Raw genomic sequence first — 12025 nt, 5'->3', positions numbered from 1 at the left:
GTGTAGCGGCGCTCACTCTCTTGATGCTGAGACTGCCACCTAGCGATCCAGCTGCGCTCATCGCGGGCGACGGGCTGCTGGGCGAGATGCACGATGTAGCGCACGTCCAGGCACATGAATCTGATGAGGAGGAACTGATGACACAATTGCTCGACGCCAAGGGCATGTCCTTAGAGGAAGCTCAAGACTGGATCGATGATATCATCAGTCGGTACAGCACCTTGAATATCGACGCCATGCTGAGCTGCTTCACGCCGAATGTCGTCGTCAACTACGGCAATCTCCCTCAGATCAGAGGGATTGCCGCATTGCGGGAGTTTTTATCAGACCGATATGGCAAAGTGACTGACTTCAAGCTTGCCAAGAAAGTGAGATGTGTGACGGACGCAGTCGTCGGCCTCCAAGCTGCGGTCAGCTACACGAACGCGAGTGGGAAGAGAATCCAAGGCCTCGCTTTCGAGTTTCTTACCATCGATGAAGGACGGATTGCTGTATGGGACAACGTCTCGATCTTATGGGACGAAGTGTGAGCTGACACGAATGGCAGGCGATTTCATACTTGTGAAAAGCTTTGGCCCCGAACATATGCGAGCGCCTTGGCCGGGATGTTTTGTCCCCGTCGCCATAGACGAAATAGGACGGCACCGACTTTCCAAGGCAGGCTCGCCGGACTTTTCGGTCAGGGCCGCTTGGAAGATCGGCCGCTGGCCGGCGGAAGTGACGTTGCCCCCAGTTTTTATCCAGCGCTGAGTTCGTTTCCGGCGGTTGTGGAGCCCGTCCGGGCTGGTGAAGCGACGGGCTCTGGCGCTGTGCTTGTCGCATGGCGCGGCGCCAAGGCCCGTCGCGGGGTGAAGGTCGAGGCGAAGACAGACGGAGTCTGCCAGCCGAGCTGGGAGTGCGGGCGTTCGGTGTTGTAGTCGGAGCGCCAGTTGGCCAAGGCGGTCCGGGCCTGTGACAGGGACGAGAACAGCGTCTCGTTCAACAGTTCGTCTCGCAGGCGGCCATTGAAGCTCTCGATGAAGCCGTTCTGCATCGGCTTGCCAAGCGCGATATAGTGCCATGCGACGCGAGCCTGATCCGTTTCGCGAGATCCTCAAGCCGTTGACCTGCAACGATCGAGATCACCAGCGTCTCCGCCGAGACGGCAGCGGCCAGCGCCGGCTTCGTAGAATCGAGAGCTTGTGGCTTGACGGCGATCACGGCGACGTCGACGGAATTCAGCGTCTCAATCGGGGAATGGAGGTCAAATCTGTGTACTCTCGCCAGTTCAACGATCGATCGTGAAGCCGACGGATCGACGACTGAAATGCTGGCGGCATTCATCCCGGCCCGCAGCCAGCCGTGTAGCATTGCCGCCCCCATGCGGCCTGCCCCCAGCAGAAGGATCGATTCCGGAAACGATCGCGCCACCGCTTACCTCAGATTTCAAGCTCGGATCCTTGGCGCCCGGCCGCGGTTGAAACGATGCCGGGCGCCAATCGCAGGCCGGATCGCATCAATAGCGATGCGGTTCGTCATACTCAGGCGGATACGGCGACCGGAGCTCTCCGGACGCGACGAGCTTCGCCAGACTGTCCGGCAAGTCGAGGCCAGGCATCAAGTCAGGCGCCGGCTCCGGTGCACCCATCGTCGTCTGCAGCGGGAGAACCCCAGCCCAAACCGGATGCGACGCGTCCTCCGGATCGTTGGGAAAGCCTGTCCGCACCTTGGCGGTCGCTTCTTCGACATCCATGTAGAGGATCGTGGTTGCCTTAAGCTCTTGCGCTTCCATGGGGCGAAGCGTTTCCCAACGTCCAGGGAACAAACCATCGACGAATCGGCGAAGAGCCATTGTTTTGTTCTCGTCGCCTTCGACGATCTGCGCCTTGCCGAAGAGCATGGCTGACCGAAAGCGAACAGAGTGAAAGAATGCGGAACGTGAGAGCACGTATCCATCCATGAACGAGACGGTCAGGCAAACGTCGGTTCCCCGGGCCTTCTTCAGAAACCGACTTGCTGAAGAGCCGTGCCAATAGACACGTTCGCCCTCTCGCCAATGCAGTGTCGGCGTGACATAGGGCCGCCCATCGATGTTGTATCCGACGTGGCAAATCGGCGCTCCGTCTACGACCTCATGGACGTCGGCTCGCATATGGCTGCCGCGCTCGTAGAGACGACGAAGCTTGGTACGCTCAGTCGTCGGATACTCCAATTCATCTTTCAACGTGTTCGATTCTTGAGCCGAAGTCATGATTGCGCCTCTCCAATTCGCAGCCCTTTTGCCCAACAACGAAAAAGGGGCATAGGGCCATTGCTCGCCCGTGGGGAAAGGCCAATCGCGGTCAAGATTGTTGTTCGATGCCGCATCGTCGTTCTTCGAGGGCATCTGCAAAGCCATCGCTTCTCGGCTCCTCGTCGGCAAGCAAGTACGAATTTGGTCAAACTTGGTCCCGGTCCCTCTCATCCCAGAACAACCCAGGCCTTGTCGGCCGCGGGCCAAAAATCGCCTGCCCGACCCGGACGATGGTCGCACCTTCTCGGATGGCTTCCTGATAGTCGGGGGTCATGCCCATCGAGAGATGAGCCATCTCCACGCCCGGGAGCGCCAGCCTCGCAATGTGATCCCGCAATTGCCGAAGCTCGACGAAACAGCGTCTGGCGGCCTCACCATGTGAGAAGAGCAGACCGATCGTCATCAGACCCATAATCCGAAGTGGCTCAAGTCTGGAAACGGATCTGATAAGGCTTTCTGCGTCTTCGAGCCCGACACCGAACTTGCTCGCCTCGCCGGATGTATTGACCTGGATCAGGATTTCGAGCTGACGCCCGGTCTTCTCGAGCTCGCGTGCAAGTTTGGAAGCGAGGCTCATGCTGTCGACCGAATGGATGCACGAGACGTAGCGCAGTACATCGCGAACCTTGTTGCTCTGCAGATGGCCCACGAAGTGCCGGCGCACCGGCAATCCAGCGAGAGCGCCGTCTTTAGTCGCCAGTTCCTGAACGCGATTTTCGGCGATGAGGTCCACTCCGGCATCGATCGCGAGCCGGATCCGATGCGCGGGAACTGTCTTGGTGGCGACCAGCAAGCGGACGCTCGACACGTCGCGTCCCGAGGTCTCGCAAGCGGCCGCGATCCCTGCCCGGACGGCGGCGAGGTTCTCGGTGATCCGCCTGGCATCCTCGAAATCTGGGCCCTCTCCCCCGGTCATGATCTCACTCATGCTGCCTCCCGCTCTGGTGGTGCCCGATCCCGACGCCCGCGCGAGAATGGCGCTCGCCGCCGGGGTCACACAGCGCCAATGCTTCGGCTTCTGCACGGTCCAATCGGCTGAAACGGATTGGCCTCATCGCAGCCGGCACCAATGGCCCTTCAGTTTGTCCTCCAGCGAGGAAGAGTAGTCGCCAAGATAAGGCAGCGTGGATTGCTAGCCAATAAAAGGGGACTGACATGAAATTGCTGAGTTCGGCCATCGTCGCAGGCGCCCTGCTGGCCTTGTCGCCTGCCGTTGCGCAAACCACGCTCCGTGTCGTGATGGAGGGCGATCTGAAGATCACAGATCCAATCTGGACGACGAACTATCTGACCCGGAACCACGGTTACATGATCTACGACACCCTTTTCGCACAGGACGAAAAGGGCGAGATCAAGCTGCAGATGCTCGACCGGTTGGACGTGAGCGAAGACAAGCTCGTCTATAAGATGACACTCCGGTCCGGACTGCTTTGGCATGACGGCAAGCCTGTCCAGGCCGCCGATTGCATCGCCTCGATCAAGCGCTGGGCCGCGAAGGATCCGGTCGGGCGGAAGCTCATGACCTTCGTCGACAGCATTGTTGAAAACGACGCGACGAGCTTCACCTTCAAGCTCAAGGAACCAACAGGAATGTTGGTGACGGCGCTGGCCAAGACGTCGCCGAACGTCGCCTTCATGATGCCGCGCCGCATCGCCGAGACCGACCCGAACACGCAGATCTCCGAGTTCGTCGGCTCCGGCCCGTTCGTTTTCAGGCAGAACGAGTGGAAGCCCGGCGCCAAGGTCGTCTACGCCAAATTCGACGGTTACAAGCCCCGCCTCGAGGAGCCCTCAGGCCTGGCCGGCGGAAAGGTCGCCAAGGTGGACCGCGTCGAATGGCTGGCGATTTCCGACTCTCAGCAGGCGATCAACGCGCTGCTGGCGGGAGAAATCGACTACATGATCTCGCCGCCCCACGATCTCATGCCCCTGATCAAGAGCGACAAAAACATCAGGATATTCGACTGGAACCCTCTGGGTAACCAGTACGATTTCAAGGTAAACTGGCTCAACAAGCCGTTCGACAACGCCAAGATCCGCCAAGCGCTGTGGTATGCGTTCAATCAGAAGGACTTCCTCGACGCCGTCATCGGGGATCCCGTCTACTACAAGATCTGCAAGGCGTTGTTTCCCTGCGGCAGCCCGCTGTCTTCCGAGGTGGGAATGGACGGCCTGCTCGAATCCAACTTCGCCAAGGCGAGAGAGCTGCTGAAGGAAGGGGGCTATGACGGCACGCCCATCGTCCTGCTCCAGGCGACGGATCACCAGAAACTCGCCAATCTCGCCCCGGTCGCCAAGTCCCTGATGGAACGCGCGGGCTTCAGAGTCGACCTGCAACCGATGGATTGGCAGGCGGTCATCGCGCGGCGAGCCAAAAAGGATGAAGGCGCCGCAGGCTGGCACGGTTTCTTCACCTTCTGGGCCGCGCCGGACATCCAGGAACCGATCTCCCAGATCTTTCTAGCCGCCAACTGCGATAAGGCGCTGTACGGCTGGCCGTGCGACGACAAAATGGAGCAGCTGCGCGACGCCTATTTCCGAACCACCGACAAGGTGGAAATGCGCCAATTGGGCGAGGCCGTCCAGAAGCGGAACACGGAAATCACGGCCTACGTCAACGTTGGGCAATGGCAGCAGCCGGCCGCCGTCAGCGCCAAGCTCAAAGGCCTGATCAAGGCCGGTGCGCCCGTCTTCTGGAACGTCGAGAAGACCCGGTAAAGGCATCGGACGACCATGATCGCTTTTGTACTGAGGCGGATGATCTCCGCGCTCCCCGTGATCGCTATCGTTGCGGTCCTGACGTTTCTGATGCTCCGTCTGACTCCCGGCGATCCGGCGGCCGTGATCGCCGGTGATTCCGCGAGTTCGGAGCAGATTGCGGCGGTGCGCGAACGACTGGGTCTCGATGGCACCCTGGTCGAGCAGTTTGTGCGCTGGGTAGGAAACGCCGCCAGCGGCGATTTTGGTCAGTCCTACTACTTCCGAAAACCGGTTGCCGAACTCATTGCCGAGCGCGTCGAACCCACACTTCTCCTGTCATGCTTCACGCTCTTCATCTCGGTGATCGTCGCTGTTCCTCTGGGGGTTATCGCAGCCTGGAAGCGAGGCTCGCTGCTCGACCGCGCGATCATGGGCTTCTCGGTTTTCGGATTTTCCGTCCCGGTCTTCGTGGTGGGCTATGCCCTGATCTATATCTTCGCCATCCAGCTCAACTGGCTGCCGGTCCAAGGCTATCGGCCGATCGCGAGCGGCGTCGGCGAAAATCTTCAGCGCCTCATCCTGCCCGTGCTGTCTCTGGCGACGGTATTCGTTGCCCTGATCGCACGAATGACCAGAACCAACGTCGTGGAAATCCTGAACGAGGACTACATCCGAACCGCTCGTTCCAAGGGGCAGGAAGAGGGGCAGATCCTGTTCAAGCATGCCCTCGCCAACGCCGCCAATCCGATCATCACGGTCGTCGGGCTGGGATTGGCGACGCTCATCGGCGGCGTTGTCGTGACTGAAAGCGTTTTTACCATTCCCGGTCTCGGTAGACTGACTGTCGACGCAGTGCTTGGGCGCGATTATCCGACAATTCAGGCCATCATTCTGTTATTTTCTCTGGTCTATGTTGGCATAAATCTGATCATCGACGTCATGTATACGATCTTCGACCCGAGGGTAAGCTATTGACAGCTCCAGCTATACACGTGTCGGCGGCGCCGCGGCGCCGCGCGAAGACCGGTCTCGCGGTCAGTGCGGGATCGCTCTTCGCCATATCGATCCTCTCGATCGTCGTGCTCATGGCGCTGTTCGCGCCCTGGCTCGCGCCCGCCGATCCCACAGCCATCCAGCCGGCGCAGCGCAATCGGCCGCCGGGAACCGAGATCGTGATGCGCACTCCCCAGGGCGAGCCGTTCACGCTCGTGTCGAGGCTCGGGACGGATACGCTGGGAAGGGACGTCTACAGCCGCATTCTCTACGGGGCCAGGGTGTCGTTGATCGTCGGCCTCGGCGTTGCCGCGATCAGTGTCACGCTCGGCCTCGTGATCGGTCTGTTCGCGGGTTATATCCGCTGGCTGGACGGCCCCGTCATGCGCCTCATGGACGGGCTCATGGCCATACCCGGCGTTCTGCTGGCCATCGCCATGGTGTCCTTGCTCCGCTTCGGAGTGCTGAGCGTGATCCTGGCGATAGTCGTCCCCGAGATCCCGCGCGTGGTGCGGCTTGTCAGGTCATATGTCCTGTCGATCAGGCACGAGCCCTATGTGGAAGCGGCGATCACCGTCGGAACGCCCACGCTGGCGCTGATGCGCCGCCACATCATGCCCAACCTGGTAGCGCCGCTGATCGTGCAGGCCACTTTCATTTGCGCGGCCGCGATCCTGGTCGAAGCCTATCTCTCGTTTCTCGGCATCGGAATTTCGCCCGAAACCCCGAGTTGGGGAAACATCATCGCGGAATCGCGGCTGATATTCCGATTGTATCCGCACGGCGTCTTCTTTCCCGGTCTTTGTCTCGGCTTGACGATCCTTTCCGTCAACATGCTCGGCGACCAGCTTCGCGACATCCTCGACCCCAAACTCGCGAAGAGGTCCTGAAATGAGCGAGCCGATTCTCGAGATCCGCAATCTCACGGTAGCGCTCCCCGAAGGCGGAGACCGGCCCAACGCCGTCGAGGACCTGACGCTGACGATCGGACGCGGCGAGCTGGTCTGCGTCGTCGGCGAGTCGGGTTCCGGCAAGTCGATCACCGCCTTCTCGGTCATGGGGCTCCTTCCAAACTCGGGCCCGGTCCCGGTGTCGGGCGAAATCGTTCTCGGAGGGAAGCAACTCCTCGGCATGCCCCAGAAGCTGATCCGCCAATTGCGCGGCACGCAGATGGGCATGGTCTTCCAGGAGCCGATGACGGCTCTCAATCCCGTCTTCCGCATCGGTTACCAGATCGACGAAGTCCTCGGCATCCATACCGGCCTCTCTGCCGCCGATCGGCGCGAGCGCTCGCTCGCGATCTTAGCGGCGATGCATCTGCCGGATCCGCAACGCATCTATGACAGCTATCCGCACCAGCTTTCAGGCGGGCAACGACAGCGTGTGGTCATCGCTATGGCAATGATCCTGGACCCGGCGCTCCTGATCTGCGACGAACCGACGACCGCGCTCGACGTCACGACCCAGGCTCAGATCCTCCAGTTGATCAAGGAGCTCCGGGCGCGGCGGGGCACGGGCGTCCTCTTCATCACCCACGATTTCGGCGTCGTCGCCGACATTGCGGATCGCGTGGTTGTCATGCGTCACGGATGTGTCGTGGAGCAGGGAACGGCTGATGCGGTTCTCGGTAATCCTTGCCATGAGTACACGCGGGCGTTGATCGACGCCGTCCCGAGAGGCAGGCCGCTTCCGGCGAACCAGTCCGAAGGGCCTTTGGCGCTCCAGGTGAAAAACCTGGGCAAGATATATGGAGGCGGCGGCTTCTTCGGTCGAGGCCCAGGCCTCAAGGCTGCACATGCGGTAGACTTTTCATTGAGGCGCGGCGAGACGCTCGGTGTCGTGGGAGAGTCTGGGTCGGGCAAAACCACTGTGGCCCGTTGCGTGGCGCGCCTTATCGAGCCCGATAGCGGCACGATCCTGCTGGAAGACCACGATATCACACATCTCAAAGAGCGAAAGCTGCGCGACCTTCGGCGGCACGTCCAGGTTGTCTTCCAAGATCCTTATCGATCGCTCAATCCCCGCCGTAACATCGAAGAGGCGATCGTCGAAGGGCCGATGAATTTTGGCGTCACACGTCGCGTTGCGCGAGAGCGGGCCAGCGAACTGTTGCGCCTGGTCGGCCTGAACGACGATGCGCTTCCCCGCTACCCTCATCAGTTCTCGGGCGGCCAGCGCCAGCGTATCGCATTGGCCCGGGCGTTGGCCATGGAACCGAAGTTGCTGATTGCGGACGAGGCGGTGTCGGCACTGGACGTCTCGGTGCAACGGCAGGTACTCGATCTGCTGACCGAAGTCAAAGAGAGATACAATCTAGCTATTCTATTTATTACTCACGACTTAAGGGTTGCTGCAGAAATATGTAACAACATTATTGTAATGAGGAATGGAGAGATTGTCGAACATGGCTCTTCATCAGACGTTTTTTCGGAACCTAAGCATCCATACACAAAGTTGCTGCTGGAATCTGCGCCAGGGAAAACGTTGAACCGCTTCTATGCAGCTTAAACCATTATCACCTCACGTTTGTCGCAATACGTCGCGGAGTTAATTCCATGAAGAGATTCACCGTTTTTGCAGCGTCTTTCATGCATGAAACACATAGTTTCAGCCCAGTTAAAGCCGACCTGGAGGATTTCCAAGCTTCCGACTACCATCTCGGGGACGACATCCCGAAAGCTTATAGCGGAACGCGGCACGAATTTGGGGCGATATTGGATGTAGCGCGCGAGTACGGCTGGACTCTCATCCATCCGATCGTTGCGAATACGATGCCTTCCGGCACGGTTACGCTTCGGGCTTTCGAGCATGTTTCCACCGTCATGACCGATGCCTTGAAAACATCGGGGGCTGTCGACGGCGTGATCCTGGCGCTTCACGGGGCCATGGCGACCGAGCACGTGGACGATGCGGAAGCCGAACTCGTCCGGCGCGTGAGAGCGATCGTCGGCCCAGACGTGCCGATCGCGGTCACCCTCGACATCCACGCCAATGCCGGGCCCGACTTGGCGCGACAGGCCAATATCGTATCGACCTATCGGACGACCCCGCATATCGACATTTACGAAACGGCCGACCGTGCCGCCCGCCTTCTGCAGAGGGCGATGGTCGGCGAGATCCGCCCGACGCTCGTCTATTCCCAGAAGCCGATGTTCTACGGGCTAGACATGGGGCGGACGATCACGGGCCGCGGGCCGATGGTCTCGGCTCTTGAAAAGGCCTCGACTTTGATGGCCGCGCACGAACCCATCCTGGATATAAGCATCAACGCTGGCTTCGACTGGTCCGACAAGAAGAACATCGGATCTTCGGTTTTGGTCACGCACGATGGCGTTCCGTCTCTGGCGCAGACGATTGCCGACGATCTGATGGATTTCGCCTGGGCCACACGGGCGGAGAAGACCGTCCGCCTTCTGTCAGTGGACGAGGCGGTTGAAGTCGCGATTACCCCTAGCAGCGACGGCAGGCCTCTGCTCATCGGCGATTATACCGACTGCCCGGGCGGGGGGGCCGCCGGCGACGGCACGAACCTTCTCAGAGCCCTGCTTTCGGCTCCGGTCAGGGACGTTGCCTACGGTTCGATTGCCGACCCGACAGCCGTCGAAATCGCGATCGCTGCGGGCGTTGGGTCGGTGGTGCAATTGGAGCTCGGAGGCAAGATCGACCCGAAGTTCGGTGGCGGGCCGGTCGCCCTGACCGGAACCGTTAAAGCTATTTCCGACGGCAATGTGGTCCGAAGGGGTCCCTATTATACCGGAACGACGATTGCCTATGGCCCGAGTTGCCTCGTTCAGGTCGGCGAGATCAAGATCATCGTGGCGACGAACCGCGTCCAGATTGACGATCGCGAACAGTTCCGCATCTTCGGAATCCAGCCGGAAACGACCAACGTGCTGGTTTGCAAGGCCGTCAATCACTTCCGGGCGGACTTCGAGAAGATCGGGCGTCAGCTGATTTATGTGGAATCGGGCGGCATCATGTCGACGAACTTCGCCCAGTTTCCCTTCAAGAACGTGAGGCGTCCGATCTGGCCGCTCGATGATCTTTGAGTCGTCTTGATGGATCGCTTAGGCGCCGCAGCTATGGCATCGTTTAGCTTACCGCGTTCAACTCCATCCATCACCGCCTCCTCCCGGAAGCCTTGAATCACACGAAGCCAGCGAAGCCAACGCTTCGTGGGTCCAAGCCCTAGGCCCTGGCAGGCGCCGCAGTGTTGGTTGATCCGCGACGCGGGCGGACGTGCTTTCCATTGTTCATCTTGCCCGGCGAACGTTTTCGATCTCGAATCTCCACCAGGTGCCCCGATCGGTCACCCGTATCGTATTTTGGTGCGGTTAGATGCGAACGCGTATAAAGAGGCAGTTCACGCAATTGTTGCAAGGACTGCAATCGTTTCGATGCGTCGTCCCACAAAAACCGAGACTTCTCTAGGCGGCACCGACGGCATCATACTCTCGATCCATATAGATCGCAGCTCCACCCAAACGATCCAGACGCAAGTCTATGATCGCGTGAAACAGATGATCTTGACCGGCCAGCTGTCGCCTGGAGCGCGGATCCCCTCGACGAGGGTACTGGCATCCGAAATGAGAATCGCTCGCAGTACGGTGGCCAATGCTTTCGACCAACTCCAGTCGGAAGGATACATCGTCAGTCGAGTGGGCTCCGGTTCGTTCATAGCTAGCGTAATTCCGGACCTGCTCCTGAACACGAACGCGGATCGGTCGCACAACCCTTCGACGGCAGCGACGCGCCTCTCATCTCGTGGAGCAACGATCGAGCAAGCTACTGCTGATATTTCATCCTGGCCGGCTACGTTTACGCCTGGGATGCCCGCAGTGATGGATTTTCCATTCCGCTCATGGGCAGATCTGCTTGCCGAAGAGTGGCGATCACCTGGACCAGGTGCGTTCTTCGGTGACATCGGCGGCTACTGGCCGCTCCGCGAAAACATCGCGGCATATGTGGCGGCGTCTCGCGGCATACAATGCGATGCGGACCAGGTTATCGTCGTTTCGGGTACACGCCAGGGGACTGACCTAAGCGCGCGAGCGTTGTTGAACGCCGGCGAGGCTGTCATTGTGGAAGATCCAGGATTCCCGGGAGTTCGCTCAGCGTTGACCGCCGCCGGTCAAACAATCCTTCCTTCTGCCGTGGATGGAGAAGGTCTCAGAGCTCCGAGCGACGTTCCGGAGGCTGCTTACGCGAAGATGGTCTCGTTGTCGCCATCGCATCAATATCCGCTTGGCATCACGATGACTTTAGAGCGGCGGCGAGCCTGGTTGGAATGGGCATCGAGGAGTGACGGATGGATATTGGAGGATGATTACGACAGCGAGTTCCGCTACAGCGAGCCGCCTCTTCCTGCGTTACGCGGTCTCGATACCAGCGACAGGGTAATCTACCTTGGAACGTTCTCCAAAACTATGTTTCCATCTCTTCGACTTGGCTATGTAATCGTTCCTAGACAGCTAGTAGCGAGCTTCTGTCGTATTAAGCAGGCTAGCGACGGCCCGACGTCGCTGATATCGCAGCGCGCGATGTCGCGCTTCATGGATGCGGGACTTTTTTTCCGGCATATCAGGAGAATGCGTAAGTTATACTCTGCCCGACGGGGTGAGTTGATCACGTGCGTGCAATCCCACTTCGCCGATTTGATCATACCCAAACAGGATGCTGCAGGACTTTTTTTGCTCACTCGTTTTACTAGAGCGCTACCCGAGGGTTTTGACGCAACCCTGGTGCAACATGCACGGGTTCACGGGCTATATCCCGAGGCTCTATCCGCGCTGTACATGCGACAAGATGCTCCTCAGGGCATCGTGTTTGGGTTTGGGGGATTTGGTGAGCGCCAAACGGCCAAGTCGATTGCTCTATTGGCAACTTTATACAAGAAGATTTTGGCGTCATTTGAGATATAAGTGAGCGATTGAATATGGGATCCGCCGTTTTGAAATGAAACGCACGAATTATATACATTAGTCTGCCGATGATTTGATCTTTTATTGCAGGGAACCCGGTAGCGACTAATCGTGGTGATCGTTCGATCGATTTGGCGGG

The 12025-nt window shown here is 59.3% G+C and carries 10 protein-coding genes and 1 pseudogene; 7 read left to right on the top strand and 4 right to left on the bottom strand.

The features are described 5' to 3' along the window. Positions 1-23: 23 nt before the first annotated feature. Complete coding sequence (locus ACSQ24_RS25595) at positions 24-530, top strand: nuclear transport factor 2 family protein (RefSeq protein WP_436097411.1); 507 nt, start codon at positions 24-26, stop codon at positions 528-530. 206 nt (positions 531-736) lie between these two features. On the opposite strand, the pseudogene ACSQ24_RS25590 reads toward ACSQ24_RS25595, so the two are convergent. The 4 genes and pseudogenes from ACSQ24_RS25590 to ACSQ24_RS25575 all read right to left on the bottom strand — a co-directional run. Beyond that, positions 737-1078: pseudogene (locus ACSQ24_RS25590) on the bottom strand (integrase core domain-containing protein); the annotation flags it as partial. Continuing rightward, positions 979-1410 (bottom strand): pyrroline-5-carboxylate reductase family protein, encoded by a 432-nt coding sequence (locus ACSQ24_RS25585; RefSeq protein ID WP_436097410.1) that lies wholly within the window; start codon positions 1408-1410, stop codon positions 979-981. The pseudogene ACSQ24_RS25590 and the gene ACSQ24_RS25585, both read right to left, overlap by 100 nt. A gap of 85 nt (positions 1411-1495) precedes the next feature. Further along, the gene (locus ACSQ24_RS25580) at positions 1496-2377 is read right to left on the bottom strand and encodes a pyridoxamine 5'-phosphate oxidase family protein (RefSeq protein ID WP_436097409.1); all 882 of its coding nucleotides are present in this window, start codon (positions 2375-2377) and stop codon (positions 1496-1498) included. A 40-nt stretch (positions 2378-2417) separates the two neighbouring features. Beyond that, positions 2418-3200, bottom strand: coding sequence for a YggS family pyridoxal phosphate-dependent enzyme (locus ACSQ24_RS25575; RefSeq protein WP_436097408.1), 783 nt, complete (start codon positions 3198-3200; stop codon positions 2418-2420). Positions 3201-3427: 227 nt separating this feature from the next. On the opposite strand from ACSQ24_RS25575, the gene ACSQ24_RS25570 reads away from it, so the two are divergent. The 6 genes from ACSQ24_RS25570 (at position 3428) to ACSQ24_RS25545 (ending at position 11886) form a co-directional block, all read left to right on the top strand. Next, positions 3428-4990 (top strand): ABC transporter substrate-binding protein, encoded by a 1563-nt coding sequence (locus tag ACSQ24_RS25570; RefSeq protein ID WP_436097407.1) that lies wholly within the window; start codon positions 3428-3430, stop codon positions 4988-4990. A gap of 15 nt (positions 4991-5005) precedes the next feature. Then, complete coding sequence (locus ACSQ24_RS25565) at positions 5006-5947, top strand: ABC transporter permease (protein ID WP_436097406.1); 942 nt, start codon at positions 5006-5008, stop codon at positions 5945-5947. Positions 5948-5958: 11 nt separating this feature from the next. Then, the gene (locus ACSQ24_RS25560; RefSeq protein ID WP_436097969.1) at positions 5959-6855 is read left to right on the top strand and encodes an ABC transporter permease; all 897 of its coding nucleotides are present in this window, start codon (positions 5959-5961) and stop codon (positions 6853-6855) included. A gap of 1 nt (position 6856) precedes the next feature. Continuing rightward, positions 6857-8473 (top strand): ABC transporter ATP-binding protein, encoded by a 1617-nt coding sequence (locus ACSQ24_RS25555; RefSeq protein WP_436097405.1) that lies wholly within the window; start codon positions 6857-6859, stop codon positions 8471-8473. A gap of 47 nt (positions 8474-8520) precedes the next feature. Beyond that, positions 8521-10014, top strand: a complete 1494-nt coding sequence (locus ACSQ24_RS25550) for a M81 family metallopeptidase (RefSeq protein WP_436097404.1) — start codon at positions 8521-8523, stop codon at positions 10012-10014. Between the two features lie 168 nt (positions 10015-10182). Beyond that, positions 10183-11886 carry a PLP-dependent aminotransferase family protein gene (locus ACSQ24_RS25545; RefSeq protein ID WP_436097403.1) on the top strand — a complete coding sequence of 568 codons (1704 nt, stop codon included), beginning with the start codon at positions 10183-10185 and terminating at the stop codon, positions 11884-11886. Positions 11887-12025 lie beyond the last annotated feature (139 nt).

This window comes from Allobosea sp. LjRoot237, assembly GCF_964253285.1.
Classification (GTDB): Bacteria; Pseudomonadota; Alphaproteobacteria; order Rhizobiales; family Beijerinckiaceae; genus Allobosea.
The sequence above is the reverse complement of the archived record's forward strand: the minus strand, read 5'-3'. Positions and strand labels throughout refer to the sequence as shown.